The organism is Rhodococcus opacus, assembly GCF_012396235.1.
Lineage (GTDB): Bacteria > Actinomycetota > Actinomycetes > Mycobacteriales > Mycobacteriaceae > Rhodococcus_F > Rhodococcus_F opacus.
Genome location: NZ_JAAXPA010000020.1, coordinates 53,967 through 77,395, shown reverse-complemented (window position 1 = coordinate 77,395; position 23,429 = coordinate 53,967). Strand labels below are relative to the sequence as shown.

Here is a 23,429-nt window from a genome sequence, read left to right as displayed (position 1 = left end):
CCTCAGGCTTCGGGGATTTCGAGGCCGAATGTCTCACGGGTGATGTCCTCAGGTTCCGGGCCGCCGCGCACACCCGTGTCGAGAGCGTCGATCGCGGCGAGTTGATCGGCGGTGAGCTCGAAGTCGAAGACGTCGAAATTCTCGGCGATACGCGACGGGGTGACCGATTTCGGAATCACCTGGCGGCCCTGCTGCAGGTGCCATCTCAACATCGTCTGCGCCGGTGTCTTGCCGTGCGCCGCTGCGATGTTCCCGATGGTGGGATCGTCGAGTGTGGAGTCGTGGGAGCCGCCGCGGTAGAAGGTGATCCCACCGATCGGGGACCATGCCTGGGACAGGATCCCGTGTTCGGCGTTGGCGGTGAGCACGTCGGATTGACGGAAGTACGGGTGTACCTCGATTTGGTTGACCGCCGGCACCACCGATGTTTCGTCCCGCAGTCGCGTGAGGTGGTCGGACATGAAGTTGCTGACACCGATGGCGCGGACGCGACCGTTCCCGAGCAGCGTCTCGAGCGCTGTGTAGGCCTCGACGGTGAGGGTGAACTCGCCGGGCAGTGCCTGGTGCAGAATAAGCAGGTCGATCTGATCGATGCCGAGTTTGCGCGCGCTCTTGTCGAAGGCGTGCAGCGTCGCGTCGTAGCCGTAGTCGGTGATCCAGATCTTGGTCTCGACGAAGATGTCCGAGCGATCGATGCCCGAACGGCGTATGGCTTCGCCGACCTCGCGTTCGTTCTGATAAGCAGCGGCGGTGTCGATGTGCCGATATCCGGCCTCCAATGCCGCCTCGACCGCTGCAACGGTGTCATCAGGCGGCGTCTGGTACACACCGAAACCCAGTGCCGGCATCGTGATTTCGTTGTTCAAGGTCAATTGGGGAATGGTCATGTTTCAACCTTAGGTTCGGTCAGCGCGCGCTGGGAGTGCCTGTCGAACCAGGTACCGGCAGTACCTGGTTCGACCAGCGGATTTCATGCGGCGGGTCGGTGCAGAGCCGAACCCGAACCGCGGTGCCGTGCGGCGGGCACGATCACCGTGAGGACGACGACCAGCGCGACGACGAGCAGTACGGTGCCGCCGGTGAGCGCGGTGCCGACGTGGTCGGTCACCGCCGCCGGTCCGTCGAGGTTGCTGCCTGTGTTTGCCGAGAGTGCGACGAGGACGCCCAACCCGAGTGCCATTCCGAGTTGGTGCGCTGTGTTGACCAGTCCGGATGCCGCGCCGGCGTCCGCCGAATCGACACCGGCGATTCCTGCGTTCGTCAGCGGCCCGAACGCCAAGCCTTGCCCGGCGCCCACCAGGATCATCGGGAGTGCAACGTCCACGAGATACGTATCGAGTGTGTCGATGCGACTCAGCCATGCCATGCCGGCCAGAGTCAGCGCCGTCCCGGTAGCGAGGAGAGTCTCGTTCGACAGCCGGGCGCTCAGCCGGGGAACCATGAGCGCGACGACGAAGTTGACGAGGGTCATCGGCAGGAAGCCGAGTCCAGCTTGCAGTGGGGAGAAGCCGAACCCGTCCTGGAGCAGTTGGGTGGTGAAGTAAAAGAACCCGATCATCGCCCCGAGGTACAGCAGCCGAGCGGTATAGGCGCCGCTGCGTTCGCGACTGCGGAACAACCGCAGCGGCAGGATCGGCTGCTGCACCCGGCCCTCGTGAACGACCAACCCAATCAACAGGACGGCCCCGAGTGCCAGAGCGATCTGTACCCGTGCCGATCCCCAACCGGTCTCGGGGGATTCGATGATCCCGAAGATCACGGCACCCATGCCGAGTGTCGCACCGACAGCACCGATTACGTCGAACCGTCCGGTTCGACGTGGGGTTTCCACGAGCACTGTGCGCGACCAGGCGATCAAGGCTACCGCGATCGGGACGTTGACCAGGAACGCCGCTCGCCAGGATATCCACTCGGTGAGCGCACCTCCGACCAGAAGGCCGAGGCTGGCGCCGATTCCGGCCGTTGCGGCGTACCAGGCAATGGCCTTGTTGCGGGCCTCGCCGTCGAAGTAGGTCGTGATCAACGCCAACGAGGTCGGTGCGACGATCGCAGCACCGATTCCCTGCACCGCGCGGGCGGCGATCATCCACCATCCCGCCGGCGCGAGCCCGATGAGCAAGGACGCGGTACCGAAAATCGCGAGACCGATCCTGAACAGTCGGCGCCGCCCCACGATGTCCCCCGCGCGGGAGGCCAACAGGAGCAGGCCACCGAAGACCAGAGTGTAAGCGTCCTGAACCCACGACAGCGCCGCCGGTGACAGTTCGAGCCCGGATCGGATTCTCGGCAACCCGGTGAAAATCACCGAGTTGTCCAGCAGCACCATGAAATAGCTCGCCAGGATGATTCCCAGTACCGCGGCCGGGGTGGCCGTGGCGCGACCGGAAACAGCTGTGGTCACGGCCGGACCGCGACCTTGAGCGCGTCGCGGGAATCCATCGCGGCGTAGCCCTCCGGCGTCTGACCGAGGCCGACGGTCCGGTCGAATACCTTCCCCGGCTGGACGGTGCCGTCCAGGACTGCCGGAAGCAGCTGCTCGATGTAGGCGCGCACCGGCGCCGGACCACCGGTCAGGGTGATGTTCGGCCCGAACAGGCTCCCGAACCCGACGGGCGCGTCCTCGTACTGGGGCACACCCACGCGACTGATCACTCCGCTCGCGCGGACGACGCCAACGGCCTGATCGTAAGCGGGCCGGTGACCGACCGCCTCGAGGACGACCGCGCTGCCCAGTCCGCCGGTCAGCTCACGAACCTTCGCGATCCCTTCCTCGCCGCGCTCGGCAACCACATCGGTCGCACCGAACTCACGGCCGAGATCGGTGCGCACCTGGTGCCGCCCCATCAACACGATCTGCTCGGCACCGAGCCGGCGGGCCGACAGCACCGCCAACAATCCCACCGCCCCGTCACCGATCACCGTCACGACACTGCCCTCGCCGACACCGCCGCGGACCGCAGCATGCCAGCCGGTGCCGTACACATCCGACAACGTCAGCAAGGAGTCGAGCAGCGCATCGTCGGCATCCTCGCCCACCGGCACCTTCACGAGCGTGCCGTCGGCCAGCGGCACCCGGACCGCCTCGGCCTGACCACCCGCCGTGCCCAACGAGGTGTCATTCCAGAACCCGCCGCGCACACACGAGGTTTGCAGACCCGCGGCGCAGAACACGCACGTGCCACACGACACCGCGAACGGTGCGATGACGAAGTCACCGACCCGCAACGTCCTCACATCCGAACCGATCGCTTCGACGACACCGATGAACTCGTGGCCCATCTGGATGGTGTGATCAGGAACATCGATGACGCGGACATCGCCCGCGCCGAACATGTACGTCGCTTTCATGCCATCCAGTTGACCCCCATTCCGGCAGCCCGGGAAGTCACGGACGTTCCGGGTACTGCCAGTACCTCCCACATCCGGCGGCCACTGCCTACCGTGGACTCATGAGTTCGATCGACCTGCGCACCGAAATCCGCGAGTTCCTCGGCACCCGGCGCGCACGCATCACCCCGGAGCAGAGCGGACTACCCGTGTACGGCGGCAACCGCCGTGTCAAAGGCCTGCGCCGCGAAGAGGTCGCCATGCTCGCCGGTGTCTCGGTCGACTACTACGTCCGCATGGAACGCGGCGACCTCGCCGGCGCCTCCGACAGCGTCCTCGACGCCCTGGTCGTCGCCCTGCAACTCGACGACGCCGAACGCGACCACCTCTTCGCCCTCGCCCGCCAATCGCAAGCAAGCACCACCCGCCGCCCCCGCACCCCGGCGGTGACCGTCCGCCCGGCAATCCAGCAAGTACTCGACGCCATCACCGGCGCACCGGCCTGGATCCGCAACGGCCGCCACGACATCATCGCCATGAACGACCTCGCCCGCGCCCTCTACTTCCCCGTGCTCGCCGACCCTCGCCGCCCCGCCAACACCACGCGATTCGTCTACCTCCACCCTCAGGCGGCCGAAGAATTCTTCGTCGACTACGACACCATTGCCAGGGACGCCGCCGCCATGCTCCGACTCGAAGCAGGCCGCAACCCCCACGACAAAGCACTCATCGCACTGGTCGGGGAACTGTCCACCCAAAGCGAACTCTTCCGCCAGCGCTGGGCGTCACAAGACGTCCGCTTCCACCGCAGCGGGCGAAAACGCCTGCGCCACCCCGCTGTCGGACAACTCGACCTCGACTTCGAAGCACTCGAACTTCCCTCCGAACCCGGCCTACAACTGAACATCTACACCGCAGCCGCCGGCACACCCACCGCCGATGCCCTCAAACTCCTCGCATCCTGGGCCGCCAGCCAGGAACAACTCGGCACCGAAGACACCGCTCCCAGCAGACCACATTGATCCCTGTGCACAGCGGATCGGAATGCCGCCATCCTTGCGACAACGGCAGGGGCACACAGGATCATGATCACATTCAGGAGAGTCCGAGTTGGAGGCCGGCGTGCCGGTTGGTGTCTTTGTAGAGCAGATAGCGGAATCGACTCGGCCCGCCCGCGTAGCACGCCTGGGGGCAGAAGGCACGCAACCACAGGAAGTCGCCCGCTTGTACTTCGACCCAATCCTTGTTGAGCAGATACACCGCCTTGCCCTCGAGTATGTACAGACCGTGTTCCATGACGTGCGTCTCGGGGAACGGGATCGCACCTCCTGGTTCGAAGGACACGATGTTGACGTGCATGTCGTGACGGATGTCGGTCGGATCGACGAACCGCTGGGTCTTCCATGCCCCATTCGTGTCGGGCATCTCGACGCCGTCGACATCTTGCTCCCGGGTCACGAAAGACTCGGGCACCTCGATGCCGTCGACCTGCTGATAGGTCTTGCGGATCCAGTGGAACGTCGCGGTGGCCGGACCGTAGTTGTGCAAGGTCCACCGGGCGCCGGGAGCGAGGAAGGCGTAGCCCCCCGCATCCAGCACATGCTCGACCCCGTCGAGTATGAGGGTCAGCGCACCGTCGACAACGAACACGACCGCCTCGGCGCCCGGATCGGCATCGGGACGATCACTGCCGCCATCAGACGCCACCTCGACGATGTACTGAGAGAAGGTCTCCGCGAATCCGGACAACGGCCGCGCCAGCACCCACGCCCGGGTCCCATTCCAGTGCGGCAGCAGACTGGCGGTGATATCGCTCATCGTGCGACGCGGCAGGACCGCGTAAGACTCCGTGAAGACCGCGCGGTCGGTGGTCAGGTCGGTTTGCGGCGGCAGGCCGCCTCGCGGAACGTAGTAGTTCATGCTTTCCTAATCGGTTTGTCGGGACAGTGGCGTGCCACCGGTGGTGTCGATCTTCCGCCTGTGGATCTCACACGAGAATATTCGTGGGAAGGGTGCCGGCTGCACCCGAGTCCGGGCGTCAGTGCGCAAGAACCCACAGTCCACTGAGGCTCAGCACGACGATGCTCACGGCCAGGAGAGCTCCGGCGCCGAGTGCCGGTGTTGCGGACTCTGTCGCACATCGCGTCATTCGGTGGGACCGTGACCGATGCTCGTGAACCGTGACTCCGGAAACGAGTGCGCCCACGATCACCGGTCCGACCAGCGCTATGGAGTTGCCGGGCGGAAGCCAACGCAGGCAGGCCACTACCGATCCGAGTATCGACACACTCGTCCGCGCGAAGGACAGCGAGGTGCGCTCGGGCTGAAGCCCGGCGTCGGTCGACTGAGTCGCGACCATTCAGAACCTCAGAACTTCGACGACCAAGACGGATGCGCAGACGACGAGCACCACACCGACGACCGGTGCCATTACCGGAACCGGCAGCGTGCGGCCCGTCCGCAGTGCTCGCTCGGCACTGATCCACTGGACGAAAGACGCGACCGCGACGACGGCACCCGAAATGAGGAGCAGTGCGGCCAGCCCCGTACGAACGGCAGGCGGGAGCAGACTGCCACCGAAGGCCTCGACCCCGAGCCCGGAGGCGACGAATGCCGTGGCCGTGCGAATCCAGGCCAGGTAGGTGCGTTCGTTCGCGAGCGTGAAGCGTGGGTCGGGGTCCTTTCCGGAACGGAACGGTGTCCAGTTCGGCATCAGGTGCCAGGTCCTTTCCGAGTGCGGTGTCTGTTCATTTCCCCTTCGGCCTGTTCCGTCAGGGCGGCGTCGAGAAGCGACGCGCCTGCTTCCTCCAGTTCGGCGATCCGGGCGTTGCGCCGTGCCAGGTCCGCGTGGCTCTGGACGGCGAAGCTCCGTGCGGCGGGGGTCAGGGCCCCGGGGCGGTGCACGATGCCGAACGGCGTCCGGATCTCCGGATCGGTTTCGACGACGACCGCGCCCAATCGGTGAGCGGCCGTCGCCATCCGCAGCGGCAGCAATGCGCTGACGGCACCGTTGAGGACCAGCGTCATCTGCGCGTGCCGGTTCGGCATCTGCGCCCGGACCAGTGGAATCACCGACTCTCGTCGTAGCATCGAGGCGACGATGTCGTTCTCACGTAGCGCCGAGTTACTCACCACGAGCGGCACACCCTCGAGCCGCCGCAGCTCGAACGGCGCGTCCGGGGTGGCGGTCCCGGGCGGCATCACGAGCAACAGCCTCTGGTCCCCCAGTTCCACTCGCTCGAGGTTCTCCGTCGGAACGGGAAAGGTGGTGAATCCGAGCTCGCAGTGCCCGGCAAGCACCTCGTCGCAGAGTTCCCTGGCGCCGGGGAACTCCAACAGCTCGATCCGGATCTCGGGGTAGAGACCCGTGAACGAGGCACTCCACGCGGCGACCGCCTCGCTGGACATCTCCGGCATCGTGCCGATCGTGACAGACCCGACCTGCAGTTCACGAGCCCCGCGCATGATGTCCTGCGCAGCGACGAGGTCGCCGAGCACTTTGCGGGCAGGCTCCACCAGCAGCTGGCCCGCGGGGTTGAGCACAAGATTTCGGCCGGTCCGGTGAAACAGGCTCAGCTTCAGCTCACGTTCGAGCTGACGGATGCCCTGTGAGAGCGATGCCTGCGCGACGTGCAGGTGTTGAGCCGCCCGGTTCACACCCTGGTGCTCGACAACGGCTAGGAAGTACTCGAGTTGTCGGATGTCCATGGCCTCATACTTCCCTCCGCCCCGGCGGACCGGCACTCCTTCCGTGTCAGGCGCGGTAGGAGTCGGGCAGTGTCCCGTCGACGCCGACTTGTCTGATCATGGCCTTGGCGAGGTTCCGCTCGTGGATCGGCGAGGATCCCTCGTAGATGCGGAGCGCACGAACGTCACGCCACATCCGCGGCACGGGGTGTGAACCGACGATGCCCTCACCGCCCAGAAGCTGAACGCAACGGTCGGCGACCCGGCTCGCCATCTCGGAGCTGTACAGCTTGGCGGCGGCGATGCGGTGGCGTGGGATGTCGCCCTCGTCGAAGGCTCGCGCACTCTCCACTGTCAGTGCACGTCCGGCCTCGAGTTCGGCGAAGCCGGCTCCGAGCGTCGCCTGAACCGCGCCGAGATCCGCCAGCGGAGCACCGAACTGTCTGCGGCCGTTGACATGTGAAGTCGTCTCTTCCAACATGCGAGTCGCCTGACCGACACAGGTCGCGGCGACATGCAGACGCGCGTGATTGATGCCGCGCAGTGCCATCGTCAGCCCCGCGCCTTCGATGCCCCCGAGAAGGTTCGCAGCAGGCACTTCGACACCGTCGAAGTAGATCTCGCCGACCGGCGCCTCGGCGTGCCCGTTCATGATCGTGGGCAGGGCCGTCCGCACGCCGGGCGAGTCGGCGTCCACGATGAGGGCTGACACCCCGCCGGCGCCCTCGTCCGATTCGTCGGTCCGCGCGAAGACGATGAACGCGTCCGCCCAGGCGGCGTTCGTGATGTAGCGCTTGCATCCGTCGAGCAGGTACACGTCGCCTCGACGCACGGCGGTGGTGCGCAGGTGGGCCGCATCCGAGCCTGCCGCTTCCTCGGTGAGGGCGAATGCCGTGACCAACTCGCCTGCGGCCATGGCGGGAAGCATCCGCAGGCGCTGTTCCTCGGTGCCGTGATCGAGGATCGCCTGCGAGCACAGTCCGATCACGGTCGAGAAGCGTGAGCGGTAGACGCACGATGCACGGGTGAATTCGAAGGTGAGCCGTACCTGCTGCTCCATCGACCATTCGAGGCCGCCGTACGTGCGCGGTATGGAAATGCCGAACAGGCCGAGTGCCGCCATCCGGTCGAGGATTCGGGCGGGAACCGCACCCGCCTCGACCATCTCGTTCTCGGCTGGGACGAGTTCGTTTTCGGTGAAGTCGGCGATCACCTTCAGGTAGGTGGGGAAGTCGTAGTCCAAGACCTCTGGGTCGATCATGTAGGGAACCTTTCGAAATGGGTGTCAGTTGAGTGCGGAGTCGCCGACAACGCAGCTGTCGAACAGTCCGGCCACTTCCTCGTCCGTGTAGCCGAGTTCGTGCAGGACGGCCGAGGTGTGCTGACCGGTGGCCGGTGCGGCGACCGATGTGGTGCGGCGACGGCCGTCGAGCGTGAATGCCAGCCCGGGACTGGTGAACGACGTGCCGTCGGCTCCGGCGACGTCGACGAGAACCCCGGACGCCACGACGTCCTTGTCTTCGGCCAGGTTGTCGAAGGATCGTATTGCGCCGCATACTATCTGGGCGGACAGTAACCGCTCGACGGCCTGATCGCGCGTCATCGTGCCGAACGCTTCGGACAGAGTCGCCAAGAGTGCGTGCCGGTGCGCGACGCGCGCCGGGTTGTCGACGAACCGCGGATCGTCGATCATGTCCGGGCGATCGATGAGATGACACAGAGCAGACCACTTTTCGTCCGTGTAGGCCGAGAGCACGATCTTTCCGTCCGTCAGGCTGACGACGTCTGCAGCCGGAGCGGCGTGTGCCTGGCCGTTGCCCTTGCGCCGCGGTGCCTGCCCGGTGATCGTGTACTCCCCCCAGTTCGCCGCCTGCATCGCCAGTGTCGCCTCCATCAGCGATGTCTGAACGTGCGCGCCTCGACCGGTCGAAGTTCGCCGGTACAGCGCGGCGAGGATGCCGGTGGCGAGCGCATTGGCCGCGGTGACGTCGGCGGCGGGCAGCCCCAGCCGTTGCGGCTCCCCGTCCGCTTCCCCGGTGGCATGCATCAGCCCGAACTCCGCCTGCGCTGCGATGTCGAGTCCCGGACGGGCGCTCGAGGGCCCGTTGACCCCGAATCCGGTCACGCTTCCGTGCACGAGCCGGGGGTAACGGCGGCTCAGTTCGTCCGCTCCGATTCCCAGACGTTCGGCGGAGCCGTTGCGGAAATTCTGAACCAGCACATCGGCTTCGGCCAGCAACCGGTGGAGAATCACCCGCGCTTCCTCTCGGCTCAAATCGAGGGCGATGCTGCGTTTGTCCCGGTTGTAGGCCTGCACCATCGCTTCGCCGAACGTACCGATACTCCGAGCCTGATCGCCGCGCAAGCTCTCGACTTTCAGGACGTCCGCGCCGAGATCCGCGAGGGTCTGACAGGCACTGGGTCCGGCGATGTATTGGCCGAGGTCGAGTACCCGGATGCCGGTGAGGGGTCCACGCATGGTGCTCACCGTGCCTCTCGCGCCGCGTATTCGGCGGTCAGATTCTCGAGCCTGGCCTTGGCCCTCTCGGGGTTGAGCATCACGCCACCGACGACACCGAGCACGCACACCGTGATGCCGACGAACATGAAACCGGTCGAGTAGCCCTGCGCCGCGCTGGGTGCATGCTCGACGATCAGTCCGAGGGCGTACGGGGCAACGATGCCCGCGACGCTGTAGGCGGCGATGATGCAGCCGAAGAACGCCACCCGCTGCCGGGCCGGCAGGAAGTCGGACGCACCGGCAAAGGCGACGGAGAACGCGACACTGTTGACCGCAAACGCGGCAATCACGAATATCAGCTGCAACGGTCCCGGCGCGAGCTGGGTGAAGATCACCATCGAGATGCCTCCGACCAGCAGATACGCCCCGGTGAGGTAGCCGCGCGCGACCCGTGCGCTGTAGCCCCTCCGGAGCAGCCGGCCGGACAGCAGCCCCGCCGAGAGCAGGACCGCAACCGCGACGATGTACGGCAGTGTCACCAGCGTGCCGACGGTGCTCGCCGAGTACCCGAGCCCCTCGTTCATGTACGCCGGCAGCCACGCCACCTTGAGCGAGGAGATCAGGTAACCGGCGAACGAGAGGAGGACCAGGCCCCAGAAACTCTGCAACATCAGCAGGCGGCGGAAGGGAACCACGATGTGGCCGTTGGGGTCGTCGATCTTCGCGACGCCCTCGACCGCAGCCTCGGTCCGCTTGAGCGGCAGCTTCTCGGTGTACCAGAACCACCCGATCACCCACAGCACACCCAGGGCAACGAGGACAGCGAACGCGGCGTGCCAGGACCAGGTCAGGATCACCCAGGTCAGCACGGGGGCGGCCACCAGCGGGCCCACCGAGGAGCCGGCGTTGACGAGGGCGCCGGCCGTCGCCCTCTTGTCCGGCGCAAAGCGGTCGGCGACGATCGACTGACACAGCGCGTGCGCGGGACCTTCGAAGAAGCCCAACGCAATTCGGCACGCGAGGAGCACACCGAACGACGTCTGAACGGTCAGGGGCAACATGCTGACAATCCAGGTCACCATCAGCAGTCCGGCACCCCAGGTGTACGAGATCTTGCGGAGTACCGCGGTGAGGGTGACCGCACCGACCGCGAACAGCCAGAAGAAGGCACTGCTGAGCAACCCATACTGACCTGCGGTGATTCCGAGGTTGTCACGGATCTGGTGGCTCGCCAGTCCGATCGCGGCTTTGTCGGCAAAGTTCAGCGTGAAGAACAGGAACAGCAGAACGACAATGCCCCACGCACGACGGCTCGCCGGGCGCGGCCGCCGCTGTCCGGTGTCGCCCGGACTGGTTTCGATCGTCACCATGAATATCCTCCGGAAGTGTGAGCGCTCAGGCAGTGGATGGCCCCGACGGCAGATGCGATGGGTCCCGGGAGCGGTACCAACAGCACAGCCGAGTCGCGGCGCAGCATCAACCGGCAATCCGCGGTCGGACCATACGGTTTTGCCTATAGGTTCTGGTCAGGTACGTCCTGCGAGCCGGAACCGGGGCCACAACGACGGGCAGACTGGGGCACTGCGGACGCGTGCCCCAGTGGGTCACGTTGCCAGCATGGACGTGCGGCAGATGGAGTATTTTCCTGCAGTCGTGGACAACGGCGGCATCAACAGAGCGGCCGAGGCCTTGCACGTCGCCCAGCCGTCGTTTCGCGTCTTCGGCTGCCAAGCCAGGTGACGCAGCGGCTGTACCTGATGCCGCAACCGACCATCGCCGCCATCAACGGCGGCTGCGCAGACTCCAGTCTGTCGATGGCAGCAGCAGCCGACTTCCGAATCGCATCGGACAGTGTCGTTTTCAACACCGACTTCCCGACCGCCGGCTTTCCCGGCGACCTCGCCGGCATCTGATTCCCTGACGCGCTGCGCGCCGATTGCCGTGCGGGTCGAACCCGAACCGCGCGTCTTACATGAGGAACGGGTGCCCCGTGCCCGAATGTGGCACTGCCTCACGCTAGAGGTCCTCCAGGAATCCTCGAGCCGTTCGGTAGTCGCCTTGTCCAACGCCGCCATCGGGTCGAGGGCGGCGAAGGGACGGGCCGGGGTGCACGTACGCGGCCGGCGGGTGGTTCTGGCCGGCCTACCCGACGTCGTCGAACCTGTGACTTTCTTTACAGCACAACGTCATTGAACGGAGCGTGCGGAGGGGACGCGTCAACGCGGGGTTCCGCCGGCGACCAGATAGGTGTCGATGGCCTGTTGAAGGCGGTCCAGGGCCGCGCCGTAGGCGGTGAAGTCGCCGGTGCGTTGCGCCTCGCGCAGGTTGGCCAGGGCGTCGTTGAGTTCGAGGACCGCGGCGGTCAGCTGGTCCGATGCCGCCGGCGGCGGGGCGCCCGGTGGAGGCGGCGGCGGCGGTTGCCCGCCGGTAGGTGGTGGTGTGGTGGCGTCGCCGCCGGGTGCGGTGGCGACGGCGCCGGTGCCGGTGCCGAAGACCTGGTCGAGGGCCTCGGCGAGAGTGGGGGCGTAGCCGATCCGCACTCCGCCCGTGCCCGGTTCGCGGTAGCTGACCAGCACCCGGGCCAGCTGCGGGAAGGTGGAACCGTTGGGCGTGCTGGTCAAACGTTCGGTGAAAACCGGTTCGACGTAGAGGATGCCGCCGTCGGCGATCGGCAGCGTCAGCAGGTTGGCGTAGTAGATCCGATTGGACCGCTCGAGCAGGGTGCGCTCGGACGCGACGCGAGTGTCGGAGATCATCGAGTTCTGGGTCTGCCGCGGGCCCTGGGTCTGGGTATCCGTCGGCAACCGCAGAATATCGATCCTGCCGTAGTTTTCGGGGTCGGAGTGCACCGAGAGGTAGGCGGAGAGGAATTCGCGGTTGAAGCCGACCATGGCGCTGGTGAGCCGGAAGGACGGGGCCGCGGTCTCGGCGTCGCCGACCAGGACGTAGTACGGCGGCTGCTCCCCACCGGTGTCTGCGGTCGGATCGCTGGGCACCGACCAGAACGCGTTGGTAGTGAAGAACTCCCGCGGATCATCGACGTGATACTTCGCCAGCAGGTCCCGCTGCAGGCGGAACAAATCCTCGGGGTAGCGGAAGTGCGCGCGCAGCTCGGTCGGGATTGCCTTCGGCGGCTGCACGGTGCCGGGGAACACGCTCATCCACGCCCGCAGGACCGGGTCGTTCTCGTCGATCTGGTAGAGGGTGACGGTGCCGTCGTAGGCGTCGACGGTGGCCTTCACCGAGTTCCGCACATAGGACACGTGCTCGGGGGGCGAGGTGCGGCCGGTCTCGGTGACGACCGGCGCGGTGAGTGAACCGACCTGCGAGTACGGGTAGTGCGCGGCGGTGGTGTAGCCGTCGACGATCCACACGATCCGGCCGCCGACCACCGCCGGATACGGGTTGGAGTCGGTGGTCAGCCATGGAGCGACGTGTTCGACGCGGGTGGCCGGGTCCCGGTTGAAGATGATCTTCGACTCGGGCCCGATGGCGCCGGAGAACAGGATGTTGCGTTCGGCGTACCGGGCGGCGAACGCCAACCGGTTGACCCAATTACCCACCGGCACCCCACCGGTGCCGGTGTAGGTGTACTGGGCGGTGTCGGTGTCGTACTCGCGCGGCGGCGCACCCTCCGGGCTGCCGACGATGGCGTAGTCCGGGTCCGCCTGCGCGATCACCTCACCGAAGTAGATGCGCGGTTGCTCGACCGGGATCACCTGGTCGCCGCCCGCCTGGGAGGCGATGTCGCTGACCGCGTATATCGGGTACCCGCTGTCGCTGCTCGCGCTCTGCCCGGCGACATCGCGGACGGCGGCGTTGACCCTGTTGGCGGGGGCGGCGATGAACCCGTTGCCGTGGGTGTAGACGGTGTGCCGGTTGATCCACTGGGTCTGGTTGCCGCTGAGGCTGTTCGGGGAGAGCTCGCGGGCGGCGACGATGTAGTCTGCGAGTTGTCCGTCGATGGTGTAGCGGTCGATGTTGAGGTGCTCGGGGAAGCCGTAGAAATTCTTCAGCTGTTGCTGCTGGGTGAAGGTGCGCGAGAGCACGGTCGGGTCCAGCAGGCGGGCGTTGGCGATGGTGGTGACGTCGGCGGGAATGTCCCGGGGCGGCCGGGTGCCCACCCCGGGGTAGTCGAGGTAGTCGACCCGGTCCGGGCCGAGTCCGTAGGCCTGCCGGGTCGCGGCGATGTTGCGTTCGATGTAGGGGCTCTCCCGGTCGGCGGCGTTCGGGCGGACCGAGAACTGCTCGATCAGCGCCGGATAGATTCCGCCGACCAGGATCGCCGAGAGCACCAGCAGTGCCGTGGCCATCGCCGGGATCCGCAGGTCCCGCACCGCGATCGCGACGAAGAACGCCACCGCGCACAGCACCGCGATCGCGACCATGATCAACCGGGCCGGCAGCACCGCGTTGATGTCGGTGTATCCGGCCCCAGTGAAGGTGGGCTCCTTCCGGCCGCTCCACAACAAGGAGTACCGGTCGAACCAGTACGAGGCCGCCTTCAGCGCGATGAACGTGCCCGCGAGCACTGCGAGCTGGATGCGCGCCGGCCGGGACACCTCGATGACGTGGTCCTTGCTCGGGGTCAGCCGGACGCCGCCGAACAGGTAGTGGGTTCCCAGGCCGATCAGCAACGCCAGGAACACCGCGATGAACAGCCACGTCAGGATCAAGCGGTAGAACGGCAGGTCGAAGACGTAGAAGCCGATGTCGTACCCGAACTCCGCGTCCACGGTGCCGAAGCCGCCGCCGTGCAAGAACAGTTGCACCGTCTCCCAACTCGCCTGCGCGTGCAGCCCGAACGGCAGCGCCAGCAGCAGCGCGATCGCCACCGTGAACGACCGGGGGCGGCGCAGCACCTCCGTCCGATACCGCTCGAGCGGATCCTTCGCCTCGGCCGCGGCCGAGTCCTCGACCGCGAACAGTGGGCGGGACCGGTACGCCCACACCATGGCCGCGAAGATCATCGCACCCACCAGCAGCGTCACCGCCGTGAACAGGATCAGCCGGGTGACCAGCACGGTCCCCCACACGCGGCGGTAGCCGACCTCACCGAACCACAGCCAATCGGTATACACCAAGACCAGACGCGGCCCGATCACCAGCAACGCAACGAGAGCCACCGTCACCATGATCGTGACCCGGGCCCGCCGCGGCAGCGCCCGCATCCGGTCGGACGGTTGCATGGCCACCTCCCACGGGTCGGGCTCGCAAGGAGTCCAGCCGTCGCGGACTACCCCGCCCGATGCAGCGAAGGCGTCCGTATCACCCCATTCTAGGCGGCGCCGGGCTCGTCCTGGCCGGCGCACTCGGCACCGGAACGAGTGCCGCCGGGTTCGATGGCGCAGCTCGTCGCCGGTGCCTCCTCGTCCGGTGACACACTGCGCCCTCAGGTCATCGCGGTGACCTGATCGGCGGAACAGCGGAAACGACCGTCAAGGGCACCCTGGCACCCGCCGACCGGCACACCCCGTCGATGCTTGTCGGCCGGCTGCAGCGAGAGCATCGGTGCGGGGAGGCTGTTCGCCGGCCGAGGTGATGGTCCGTGCCGCGCAGCGTTCGCGCGGTGCAAAATTCTTCGAAGGTCGTCGAGGCCGATCGTCCGCAGCCGCTGCCGATCGGTTCTACGGGCCAGCAGGTCGCGGTCGGTCATGGTGGCGATCGCCTGGCCGCAGCCAGGCCAGGTCCGCGTCGCTCGGCTTGACCATGTCGCTGCGGAGGTCATCTCGTCGATTCGGGCGATAGCGGTGTCCAGGCGAGAACCAGGCCGAGCCGAACACGACAAGCGGCGAAGAATCAACGGCCTAAGGTGCCCGGTCGGACGGAACACTCCGTGATTCGAAGCGGGGAGCCCCCGCCGCGGTCACGCACAGCCGGTAAGGGGCTTTCACGTCGACCGCCGAGAGACGCATATGCACCGGCATCTCTTGTTCGGCGGCAACCACGATGCGGCGTCGGAATCGGACTTCTGCGAATTATTGGGGGCCGTCGACGGCCCACAGGCTGCACGGGTCGCTGGCCGGCCAGGTTGCGGCGCAGCTCGGCCCCCAGCTTGCTGGGCACCGTTCTGCCCTGCGGCTGACAGGACGTTACGCCGCCGATTGAACAGGACCTCGCGAGTCGGAACCCGAGAGTTGCAGGAAACGCCGATACGTATGCTACGACCATTCGCCGCCCGTAGTTTTCTGTCCCGATCGAGACTTGGCGTTCTGCGGCAACCGAATCTGGCGTCCTGATGGCACCCACTGGATTTCGTGGCATTCGAAGGGTGCGATCGACGGCCACGGCACCTTCCGAACCCACGTTGCGCTTCACCGACCGGCCTTCGGCGAGAAGGCGCGCCTGCCGTCCCCGCCGACGATCTTCAACGCCCCGACCGGCGGATATCCGCACGAACCCTCGCTGCTGCCCGCGTGCGGCCGTTCCGGCGGCCGCAAATCGAAACTCGGTGTGCGCCAATTCGAAGTGGTTCGATCGACGCTCATTGAGGATTCGGTGAACGAATTGTTTGGGACACCACGGGGACGCGTCGCGGGGTAGCGTTGTGGTGACGCCTTGTGGGCTCGCCCAGCAAGTTGGCTCACCCAATCCAGGTAAAAACCTTATGCACCAGCTCAGTTCACTCGATGCGCAGTTCCTCGACGCCGAGACATCCACCACCTCCACCCATGTCGGGGTACTGAGTGTCCTCGGCCCCACGGCGCCAGGTGGCGGGCTCACGGTGCAGGACCTCCGGACGCTCGCAGAGGGTCGATTACACCTGGTGGGGCCACTGCGGTGGCGGCTACAGGAGGTACCCCTCGGGCTCGACCGGCCCTACTGGGTGGACTCAGAGTTCCTCGACCTCGGCTATCACATCCGGGAGGTCGCTCTGACCGGTCCCGGCACCGACGAACAGCTCGCCGAGCAGATTTCCGTTCTCTCGGCACGTCCACTGAACCGCAACCGGCCTCTGTGGGAGTGCTATCTGGTGAACGGGCTCACCGGTGGCCGGCAGGCGATCTACACCAAGGTGCACCCCGCGGTGATCGACGGTCTGACCGCGGCGCAGGCCCTCGCCGTGCTGATGGACACCACCCCGCGACCCCGCACGGTGCCGCACCGGCTCAGCGACGAGCAGTACCAGGCGGCCGGCGCCCTGGGGATGCTCGGCAACAGCGCCTGGCATCTCGCACTGTTGCCCGCACGGCTGATGTGGTCCTCGCTCCGGCTGGCACCGCACCTGCCCGAGCTCGCCCGCACCCTCACCGTCCCCGGCGCGGACCTGCTGGGCACACTCGCCCGCCGGCTGACCCCGCGCGCCTGGCGGTGGTCGGCTGACGAGCCGACGGCCGAGGCATTGACACCGCCCGGCACCCCATTCACCGGCCCCGCCACCGCGCACCGACGCTTCGCGTTCACCTCGTTGCCGCTCGGCGAGGTCGAGGCGGTCAGGACCGCGATGGGGTTCACCGTCGACGACGTGGTGACGGCGCTGTGCACCACCGTGCTGCGTCGCTGGCTCATCGACCACGATGCCCTGCCCGACACGGCCATGGCCGCCGCCATGCCGATCGCGGGGCGCACCGACGCACAGTTCGCGGCCGCCGGCCATCGGCTCTCCCTCCTGCCCATCGCCCTTCCGATCAACGAATCCGACCCGGCTCGCCGGCTGCAAAAGGTGCACACCTCGCTCACGGCGGCACCCCAACGTTTCCGCGCCGCACCCGCCACGCTCGTCCGCGACTTCGGCGCCGCGCTGCCGCGGGCGCTGCGCGGTCTGCTCTCGCGCACACCGCTGCGGACGCTGACCATGCCCACGCCACCGGTCAACCTGATCATCTCCCACGCCGCCGGCCCTGCTCGGCCGCTGTATGCCGCAGGCATCGAAGTAACCGGGAACTTTCCCGTCTCCGCCGTCAGCGACGTCGCAGGCGGCATCACCATCGCCGCCATGTCCTACGGCCGGCACCTCGACATCGGCATCATCGCCTGCCGAAACCTCGTCCCCGATGTGTGGGACGTGACCGGGCAGCTACACCAGGCCCTCTCCGAATTGACCGCGTGTACCCGCAACGTCCGATACCTGCGCCCCCGCCGGCCCCCGGAGTCGAGGTAACCGCTCTCGACATCGGCACCACCATTTACCGACCCGAATCCGTAGACAGTCACGGCTCTATCCGGACGTCTATCCGGACGCGATATTGCGTGGAGGCAGTCCTGTGGGGCGGATCCGGCCATCGCCGCGATGACATGGAACTGAGCGATCGACTCGCTGTATAGGAATCCCCGCAGACCCCGAAAGTCCTCATCGTGCGGGAAGAAGGCGTCGTCGATGGTCATTCCGCCGCGAGGATCGGCCTGCATCTCGGCCATCCATCTCGACTGAGGATCTGTCGGCCTCAGTGCGGAGTTGTTCGCCAGAGCGCCGCTGTCCCCACCCACGGGCCGCCGCTCGATATTGCGGCAAACCAGGGTGCCAGCCCAGAATCGAAGAGCCAGGAATTCGCTTCAGCCCGCGGTTCCCTATTTGCCGGTCGAAGGTCCGTCGCATCCGTGGGTGCCGCCACAACGACGTGGGAGGACAACCGATGTCCGGTCTCATCCGCAAGAGTCTCGATTCACCCGAGGAAACCCGCCCCTTCGAGGACGACATGGGCAAGCTCGAGCTCGTCAATGTCACTTCCGGCGCGGTGGGGAGGGCGACCTTCCAGCCCGGCTGGCAGTGGTCCAAGCACGTCAAACCGATCGCCAAGACAGACAGCTGCCAAGCGGCTCACATGGGTTACGTCATCTCGGGTCGTATGAAGATCGTCATGGACGACGGGGAGGACATGGAGTTCGGCCCCGGTGATCTCATGATCTGCCCGCCCGGACACGACGCCTGGATTCTCGGCGACGAGCCCTGCGTGGTCATCGACTGGACCGGCGTCGCCGACTACGCCAAGCGGTAGACCCTCCGCTGCCGCAACCTGCATACCGCGAACCTGCGCCGGAGACCCCGCCGCGACGAATGACAACGCAGAAGTAGACCCGTCAATCAGCTCTGCTCCGGCTTCTGTGTCCCGGCGAAGTCGTACGCGGCGAGCGGCCCGAGCAGGCGCATCTCGATCCGGCCGTCCCAGTCCCGGGCGAATTCACCCACGGTCTGCTCGAGTTCGTCCTGCCGGTCAGGACCGCGACTTGCACGGCCCCCTCCTCATGCGTGGGTTCACGCACATCGAGAGTGTGAGCGAGCTCGTGAGGACTTCGACCACCATCCGGGTGTCCTCGTCTCACTTGGCGGCGATCGCGTTTCTCACGAGTTCCCCGAGCGCTATGCGAGCGTCGCGGTCGGCATCCTCCGCTTGTCGCGGATCTCGTCGCGCAGTCTCGCCGCCTGCTCGTTCGCAGATCGCCTTCTCGACGTAGCGGCCCCTGACGACGTACCGGGCCTTGGCCCCCCCAGTCGTTACAACGCGGCGGCGAATTCGTCCGCGGGCGCCGACAGTAACTCGTCCTTCGCCGAATCCGCGTCGCTGACCACCGCCTGCGCCGCGAGGTACTCGACACAGGTGGCTGACCGGCGCAATGAATCGGTATCGCGCAATGGCATTGACCTCGCCCACCGCACTCGTTCGCCGCGGGCCCGAACTCTCAGGCCGCTACGTCACCGGCGTTTACCGACTCGAGGTCGTGCCCGACGCAAACCTGATTCCCCTTTCGCTCACGACCTCCCCGCGGTGAGTTTTCCCGTCGCCTCTGGTCTGTACTGGTGTGAGTAGACACGAAGCGTGCAGACGCGGTGTGCAGCTTCATGAACAACAAGGAGAAAGTCTCATGACATCGACACCACCCTCCACGGGAACCTCCAACGCGGCACCGGCGCCGACAGGCGAAACCACGAAGAAGGCCAGAGTTGCCGGACTTGTCGTCAGCGCCCTCGTGGTGTTGTTTCTCCTGTTCGACTCGCTCATCCACATCGCGAACACCCAAATGGTGCGCGAGGCGATGGCCGAGCTGGGCTTTGCCGAGAACCTCAACCGTGTCATCGGGGTCGTTCTGCTGGTGTGCCTGATTCTGTACCTCGTGCCCGCCACGTCCATCCTGGGCGCGGTGCTGCTGACCGGATACCTCGGTGGAGCGGTCGCGACCAACATGCTCACCGAGCAGCCCATCATCAGCACCACCCTGTTCCCGATCTATGTCGGCATCTTCGTGTGGGGCGGTTTGTTCCTGCGTGACGCGCGGGTTCGATCGATCGTGCCTGTCCGACGCGCCTGAACCACCCACCCCCGCCCGGCATCGAATGCCATGGACACCGAGCGGGATCGACGTCATGTGATCGCGGCGTCACGCAACTCGGCGTATGAATCTTCCATCGCCACCGCCAGCCGGGCAACGTCGGGCAGCGCCTCGGGGTCTGTGCAGAGCCCGATACCGATGATCCCGGCGCAGGAGATCGCCGAGATCCGCAGCGCGTGGTGAGCGGCGGGCTCGGAGGAGGAGAACAGCCGCTCGACCCGGCGTCCGGAAACGCTGACCGGCGCGGGCGGGCCGGGAACGTTAGAGATCGAAAGGCTGAACTCGCGCGCGCTGCCGGCGAGTCGCTTTGCGGCTTCCTCGACGCGCTTCACGCGTCCGAGTGCGTGGAAGAGATCGAACAGCTCTTCGGCGTCGTCGAGGCGCTTGCGCTTGCTGGTCTCGGCGTTGATCCGGTCGAGTCGGGTCAACGGATCCGCCTCGGCGAGCGGCAGATCGACGTTCAGGAAGGAATCACGGTTTCCGAGTTCACCCGCTCCCTCATCCCGGTGGTGCAGGCTGACCGGAACTTGAGCACGAAGCCGCGGCAGGGCCGTCGCTCCGGCGCTGAGCCAGCTGCGCAGGCCGCCGGCGACGATCGCGAGGAGTACGTCGTTGACGGTTGCGCGGGTGGGGCGTGAGGCGCCGATTGCCTTCAGCTCCGGGAGCGGGGCGACGGTGAAGGCGAGCTCGCGGGCGGCACTGATCGGGCGGTCGAAGGGCGAGTGCGACCCGCGATGGCCGAGCTCACGACGCACAGCCGCGGGCATCCGCAGCACCTCGTCGACCCGCGAACGCTGCGACGAAGCGGCGCGAAGGCCCGGTCGCGGTTCTCGCGGGGGCGGTTCGAGGTGCTGATCCCAGAGCACGTCGTCCAGGAAGCGAACCGCGCTGATCCCGTCGGCCATCGCGTGATGGATCCGGACCGCGATCGCTTCGCGCCCGTCGCCGAGTGGCCCGATCAGATCGAACGTCCACAGGGGACGCTCGTGGTCGAGGTGCTCGGACATCAGCTTGCTGACGGCCCGCCACAGATCGTCGCGCGAGGCACACCCGGGCTCTTCCCGGCGCCGGACGTGGTCACTGATCTCGAACGCGGTCGCGTCGACCCAGCGCGGCTCCGGCCCCGACGTGTCGATCCGTTGCGTCGCTCGCGGCTGGCTCGAAAGCCGCTCCGACACCGCAGTTCGCAGAGCCTCGACGTCGAGCGGGGAGGTGGCCGGCTCGATAACGACCAGCTTGAGCGTGTGGCCGGTTATCACCGCTGATTCGAGCCCCAGGATATGTGCGTCGTCGGCGGACAGCCGATCGGGATCCTCGCGGCTCACCTCGGCAAGTCTATTCGGGTCTGCACCTTTTCGAACCAGGAACGCCCGTCTCGCAACTCAGCACGACTCAGGGTGCTGCTTGCCTATATCTCTTCGTCCGCGGCCCGTCCCCGGACTTCACAGCGGTGCGGTGATCGGCGCCTCAGGGGCGTGCGTGACGGTGGTGCGCCCGGTCTCGAGGTACTCGGTGAGGGCCTGGTCGACGACGGCGTTGCCACCCTGGATCCCCGCACCGTGATCTCCTCCCTCGACGGTGACGAGGTGCGCCGCCATGTCGTGGGCGAGCTGAACTCCGCCCTGATAAGGGGTCTGCGGGTCGCGCATTCCCTGCAGGACGAGCGGGGCCGTCGCCAGTCCCCGATTGCTCAACGTCGGCAGCGCGGCAACGGGCGGCGCACCGGCACATTCGGGCCCGGCGCTGTAGCTGTACCCGATGAGGTCGAAGAGATCTCCGGTGACGAAGGTGGAGAAGAGCCAACCCGGAATGCGGTCCGGCCGAGCGGCGACATTGTTCTCGTTGCACAGGACCAGTGACTGCATCACCTGGGCCTGGGCGATCCGCTCGTACTCTTGCTCCGTCAGGTCGTCCATCGCGGTGCCGTCGGGAATCGCGTCTCGCCCGTCCCGGATCACCCGGGCCATGAGCGGCCAGCTGTTGCGGGCGGGAAGCACCTGCCGCGTCATCACGTAGATGCTGGACGACATCTGGGTGTGCGACGGGTCGGCGAGGCGACGGACGAAGGCCTCGAACTGAACGCGTGCCGGTCCGGTGAGATCGACCCCACCGCGGTAGGCATCGGCAACGGCTTCCAGGCCCGGCGGTACGTCACCGATCTGGGCGGGCGGCGGCGCGAGCGTCGGGTTACCGCCGGCTTCCTCGACGATCCGGTCCGACCACCGTTGATACACCTTCAATGGCGTGTCACCGAGCCCATACGTGTCGTCGTGGGCGGCGATCCAGTCCATGAGGTCGTAGAAGCGATCCTTGTAGCCGTCGTTCTGCTGCCACAACACGTCGTTCCACAGCCACTTCTGGTCCACCGCGGAATCGAGGACCATGCGACCAGTGTGCTGAGGGAATAGCGTCGCGTAGGTGGATCCGAGGATCGTGCCGTACGAGAGGCCGTAGATGTCGATCACGTCCTCGCCGAGTGCGAGCCTGACCTGCTCCCAGTCCTTCGCGGTGTACTCGGTCGTCAGGTGCGCCGTGGTGCCCGGCGCAGCGGACTCGCATGCCGTACGCGTCGCGGCACCGCCGAAGCCGAGGCTCATCGCCATCGTTTGTTCAGGGGCCAGCACGCACTCGACGGCGCCTGCGTACGGAAGCCCGCGCGGTTGGACACCGATCACGTCCCACTGTGCGCGGACCGCATCGGGCAGGATCTCGACGAACATGCTGTTCGAGCCGATCGCGTCTCCGCCGGGCCCGCCGGGATTGGTGAACAGCACGCCGCGGCGCGAGCCGGGATCCTCGGCGCGGTGTCGGGTGACGAGAACGTCGATCGTGCCGGCGGCGGGGTCCGCGTAGTTGCGGGGAACAGTGACCGACGCGCACTGATCGGACGCCGGATCCAGCTCGTATTCGGCCGGGCAGGGCCCCCAGCGAAGATCGGCACCCGGTGCCGGCTGCGCGGCGGCGGGCGGTACCGTCCCCAGGGCGACCGTGGCGGTGAGGCCGACGACGAGGGCGACACATCGAGTGCGCCATGAGGACCTCGCGCCCGCGCGCCGCCTCGAGTCCAAGTGCCCATCGATCCCCGGCATACGTCGCGATCCCCCTCGTAAGTCCCGTGTCGTGACGATAGTGGCGGCGCACGCTATCGCTCAGCAGCCAGTGTCTCAGACGCACCATCGCGACGATCGGCAACCCGGAATCGCAAGATGTCGGCACGAAATGTCCGGGTGCACACGCCTTTGCGGCGCAACGTCATCGTGCAGCAACGCGCATCACTCCCGCCAAGCCGCGCCCGGCGTACGGTATTGGCGTGCGCTACGAGGTAGTCGAGTCCGATACCGCGACCGCGTTGGGCAGCGGTGACGTTCCCGTGCTCGCGACCCCACGGCTGATTGCCTGGATGGAGGCGGCCACCGTCGCCTGCGCTGCATCGTTCATCGGTGCGGGTCAGACGACCGTCGGGACCGCTGTCCGAATCGAGCACCGCGGCCCGACACCGGTCGGTGCCAGCATCGAGATCGCCGTCGAGCCACCAGCCGCCGCAGTCGGCCACCGTCTCACCTTCACCGTGCGGGCGACCGACAGCTCGGGGAAGGTTGTCGCGTCGGGCGAGATCGACCGGGCGATCGTCGACCGGGACCGGTTCCTCGAGGCGGCGTCATGGGCCTGAACACTGATCGCCAGTCAC

General features: G+C 66.8%; 21 protein-coding genes and 2 pseudogenes. 8 read left to right on the top strand and 15 right to left on the bottom strand.

The window, feature by feature from the left end:
• Positions 1-2: 2 nt before the first annotated feature.
• The 3 genes from HGB39_RS24700 to HGB39_RS24690 form a co-directional block, all read right to left on the bottom strand.
• Complete coding sequence (locus HGB39_RS24700; protein ID WP_005569039.1) at positions 3-887, bottom strand: aldo/keto reductase; 885 nt, start codon at positions 885-887, stop codon at positions 3-5.
• An 83-nt stretch (positions 888-970) separates the two neighbouring features.
• Entirely contained in the window at positions 971-2,401 is a 1,431-nt protein-coding gene (locus HGB39_RS24695) for an MFS transporter (protein ID WP_005569040.1), read from the bottom strand.
• Positions 2,398-3,348: a zinc-binding dehydrogenase gene (locus HGB39_RS24690; protein WP_005569042.1), complete on the bottom strand. Its 951-nt coding sequence runs from the start codon at positions 3,346-3,348 to the stop codon at positions 2,398-2,400. The genes HGB39_RS24695 and HGB39_RS24690 overlap by 4 nt, the downstream gene beginning before the upstream one ends.
• A 101-nt stretch (positions 3,349-3,449) precedes the next feature.
• Here HGB39_RS24690 and HGB39_RS24685 point away from each other — a divergent pair, with 101 nt between their 5' ends.
• Complete coding sequence (locus tag HGB39_RS24685; protein WP_064080249.1) at positions 3,450-4,349, top strand: helix-turn-helix transcriptional regulator; 900 nt, start codon at positions 3,450-3,452, stop codon at positions 4,347-4,349.
• Positions 4,350-4,422: 73 nt separating this feature from the next.
• Here the strand turns inward: HGB39_RS24685 and HGB39_RS24680 are convergent, their stop codons facing one another.
• From HGB39_RS24680 to HGB39_RS24650, 7 genes are all read right to left on the bottom strand, one after another.
• Complete coding sequence (locus HGB39_RS24680) at positions 4,423-5,247, bottom strand: bifunctional allantoicase/(S)-ureidoglycine aminohydrolase (protein ID WP_005569045.1); 825 nt, start codon at positions 5,245-5,247, stop codon at positions 4,423-4,425.
• Positions 5,248-5,365: 118 nt separating this feature from the next.
• Positions 5,366-5,686, bottom strand: coding sequence for a DUF202 domain-containing protein (locus tag HGB39_RS24675; RefSeq protein ID WP_005569046.1), 321 nt, complete (start codon positions 5,684-5,686; stop codon positions 5,366-5,368).
• Positions 5,687-6,040 carry a YidH family protein gene (locus HGB39_RS24670; protein WP_005569049.1) on the bottom strand — a complete coding sequence of 118 codons (354 nt, stop codon included), beginning with the start codon at positions 6,038-6,040 and terminating at the stop codon, positions 5,687-5,689.
• Positions 6,040-7,035: a LysR family transcriptional regulator gene (locus HGB39_RS24665; RefSeq protein ID WP_005569051.1), complete on the bottom strand. Its 996-nt coding sequence runs from the start codon at positions 7,033-7,035 to the stop codon at positions 6,040-6,042. The genes HGB39_RS24670 and HGB39_RS24665 overlap by 1 nt, the downstream gene beginning before the upstream one ends.
• A 46-nt stretch (positions 7,036-7,081) precedes the next feature.
• The gene (locus HGB39_RS24660) at positions 7,082-8,275 is read right to left on the bottom strand and encodes an acyl-CoA dehydrogenase family protein (RefSeq protein ID WP_005569053.1); all 1,194 of its coding nucleotides are present in this window, start codon (positions 8,273-8,275) and stop codon (positions 7,082-7,084) included.
• 24 nt (positions 8,276-8,299) lie between these two features.
• Positions 8,300-9,493 carry a CaiB/BaiF CoA transferase family protein gene (locus tag HGB39_RS24655; protein WP_043790938.1) on the bottom strand — a complete coding sequence of 398 codons (1,194 nt, stop codon included), beginning with the start codon at positions 9,491-9,493 and terminating at the stop codon, positions 8,300-8,302.
• Between the two features lie 5 nt (positions 9,494-9,498).
• Positions 9,499-10,845 carry an MFS transporter gene (locus tag HGB39_RS24650; protein WP_005569055.1) on the bottom strand — a complete coding sequence of 449 codons (1,347 nt, stop codon included), beginning with the start codon at positions 10,843-10,845 and terminating at the stop codon, positions 9,499-9,501.
• Between the two features lie 247 nt (positions 10,846-11,092).
• Here HGB39_RS24650 and HGB39_RS24645 point away from each other — a divergent pair.
• Positions 11,093-11,185, top strand: a pseudogene (locus tag HGB39_RS24645) (LysR family transcriptional regulator); the annotation flags it as partial.
• A gap of 26 nt (positions 11,186-11,211) precedes the next feature.
• Positions 11,212-11,388, top strand: a complete 177-nt coding sequence (locus tag HGB39_RS24640) for an enoyl-CoA hydratase-related protein (RefSeq protein WP_005569057.1) — start codon at positions 11,212-11,214, stop codon at positions 11,386-11,388.
• 303 nt (positions 11,389-11,691) lie between these two features.
• Here the strand turns inward: HGB39_RS24640 and HGB39_RS24635 are convergent, their stop codons facing one another.
• Positions 11,692-14,664 carry a UPF0182 family protein gene (locus tag HGB39_RS24635; protein ID WP_210752958.1) on the bottom strand — a complete coding sequence of 991 codons (2,973 nt, stop codon included), beginning with the start codon at positions 14,662-14,664 and terminating at the stop codon, positions 11,692-11,694.
• 1,015 nt (positions 14,665-15,679) lie between these two features.
• Here HGB39_RS24635 and HGB39_RS24630 point away from each other — a divergent pair.
• The 3 genes from HGB39_RS24630 to HGB39_RS24620 all read left to right on the top strand — a co-directional run bounded on the left by HGB39_RS24630 (position 15,680) and on the right by HGB39_RS24620 (position 18,411).
• On the top strand, positions 15,680-16,018 hold the full coding sequence (locus HGB39_RS24630) for a hypothetical protein (protein ID WP_005572294.1): 339 nt from the start codon (positions 15,680-15,682) through the stop codon (positions 16,016-16,018).
• Between the two features lie 64 nt (positions 16,019-16,082).
• On the top strand, positions 16,083-17,576 hold the full coding sequence (locus HGB39_RS24625; RefSeq protein ID WP_054246528.1) for a wax ester/triacylglycerol synthase family O-acyltransferase: 1,494 nt from the start codon (positions 16,083-16,085) through the stop codon (positions 17,574-17,576).
• A 472-nt stretch (positions 17,577-18,048) separates the two neighbouring features.
• A complete protein-coding gene (locus HGB39_RS24620) occupies positions 18,049-18,411 on the top strand; it encodes a cupin domain-containing protein (protein ID WP_005261941.1) in 363 nt (120 codons plus the stop codon).
• An 86-nt stretch (positions 18,412-18,497) separates the two neighbouring features.
• On the opposite strand, the pseudogene HGB39_RS40280 reads toward HGB39_RS24620, so the two are convergent.
• Together HGB39_RS40280 and HGB39_RS40275 are read right to left on the bottom strand one after the other, a co-directional pair.
• A pseudogene (locus HGB39_RS40280) lies at positions 18,498-18,617 on the bottom strand (GvpL/GvpF family gas vesicle protein); the annotation flags it as partial.
• 291 nt (positions 18,618-18,908) lie between these two features.
• Positions 18,909-19,052: a hypothetical protein gene (locus HGB39_RS40275; protein ID WP_265146040.1), complete on the bottom strand. Its 144-nt coding sequence runs from the start codon at positions 19,050-19,052 to the stop codon at positions 18,909-18,911.
• Positions 19,053-19,276: 224 nt separating this feature from the next.
• On the opposite strand from HGB39_RS40275, the gene HGB39_RS24610 reads away from it, so the two are divergent.
• Complete coding sequence (locus HGB39_RS24610) at positions 19,277-19,720, top strand: DoxX family protein (protein ID WP_005575322.1); 444 nt, start codon at positions 19,277-19,279, stop codon at positions 19,718-19,720.
• Between the two features lie 53 nt (positions 19,721-19,773).
• Here the strand turns inward: HGB39_RS24610 and HGB39_RS24605 are convergent, their stop codons facing one another.
• Positions 19,774-21,066: a wax ester/triacylglycerol synthase domain-containing protein gene (locus HGB39_RS24605; RefSeq protein ID WP_005575323.1), complete on the bottom strand. Its 1,293-nt coding sequence runs from the start codon at positions 21,064-21,066 to the stop codon at positions 19,774-19,776.
• A 117-nt stretch (positions 21,067-21,183) separates the two neighbouring features.
• Positions 21,184-22,830 carry an alpha/beta fold hydrolase gene (locus tag HGB39_RS24600; RefSeq protein WP_005575324.1) on the bottom strand — a complete coding sequence of 549 codons (1,647 nt, stop codon included), beginning with the start codon at positions 22,828-22,830 and terminating at the stop codon, positions 21,184-21,186.
• A 221-nt stretch (positions 22,831-23,051) separates the two neighbouring features.
• On the opposite strand from HGB39_RS24600, the gene HGB39_RS24595 reads away from it, so the two are divergent.
• Entirely contained in the window at positions 23,052-23,411 is a 360-nt protein-coding gene (locus HGB39_RS24595; protein WP_005575325.1) for a thioesterase family protein, read from the top strand.
• Positions 23,412-23,429 lie beyond the last annotated feature (18 nt).

Bases quoted from the DNA above. Each gene is read 5' to 3' on its own strand.
- HGB39_RS24635 (WP_210752958.1), bottom strand. From the start codon at position 14,664: ATGCAACCGTCCGACCGGATGCGGGCGCTGCCGCGGCGGGCCCGGGTC.
- HGB39_RS24610 (WP_005575322.1), top strand. From the start codon at position 19,277: ATGACATCGACACCACCCTCCACGGGAACCTCCAACGCGGCACCGGCG.
- HGB39_RS24700 (WP_005569039.1), bottom strand. From the start codon at position 887: ATGACCATTCCCCAATTGACCTTGAACAACGAAATCACGATGCCGGCA.
- HGB39_RS24660 (WP_005569053.1), bottom strand. From the start codon at position 8,275: ATGATCGACCCAGAGGTCTTGGACTACGACTTCCCCACCTACCTGAAG.
- HGB39_RS24600 (WP_005575324.1), bottom strand. From the start codon at position 22,830: ATGCCGGGGATCGATGGGCACTTGGACTCGAGGCGGCGCGCGGGCGCG.
- HGB39_RS24655 (WP_043790938.1), bottom strand. From the start codon at position 9,493: ATGCGTGGACCCCTCACCGGCATCCGGGTACTCGACCTCGGCCAATAC.
- HGB39_RS24685 (WP_064080249.1), top strand. From the start codon at position 3,450: ATGAGTTCGATCGACCTGCGCACCGAAATCCGCGAGTTCCTCGGCACC.
- HGB39_RS24680 (WP_005569045.1), bottom strand. From the start codon at position 5,247: ATGAACTACTACGTTCCGCGAGGCGGCCTGCCGCCGCAAACCGACCTG.
- HGB39_RS24625 (WP_054246528.1), top strand. From the start codon at position 16,083: ATGCACCAGCTCAGTTCACTCGATGCGCAGTTCCTCGACGCCGAGACA.
- HGB39_RS24665 (WP_005569051.1), bottom strand. From the start codon at position 7,035: ATGGACATCCGACAACTCGAGTACTTCCTAGCCGTTGTCGAGCACCAG.
- HGB39_RS24675 (WP_005569046.1), bottom strand. From the start codon at position 5,686: ATGGTCGCGACTCAGTCGACCGACGCCGGGCTTCAGCCCGAGCGCACC.
- HGB39_RS24690 (WP_005569042.1), bottom strand. From the start codon at position 3,348: ATGAAAGCGACGTACATGTTCGGCGCGGGCGATGTCCGCGTCATCGAT.
- HGB39_RS40275 (WP_265146040.1), bottom strand. From the start codon at position 19,052: ATGCCATTGCGCGATACCGATTCATTGCGCCGGTCAGCCACCTGTGTC.
- HGB39_RS24650 (WP_005569055.1), bottom strand. From the start codon at position 10,845: ATGGTGACGATCGAAACCAGTCCGGGCGACACCGGACAGCGGCGGCCG.
- HGB39_RS24620 (WP_005261941.1), top strand. From the start codon at position 18,049: ATGTCCGGTCTCATCCGCAAGAGTCTCGATTCACCCGAGGAAACCCGC.
- HGB39_RS24670 (WP_005569049.1), bottom strand. From the start codon at position 6,040: ATGCCGAACTGGACACCGTTCCGTTCCGGAAAGGACCCCGACCCACGC.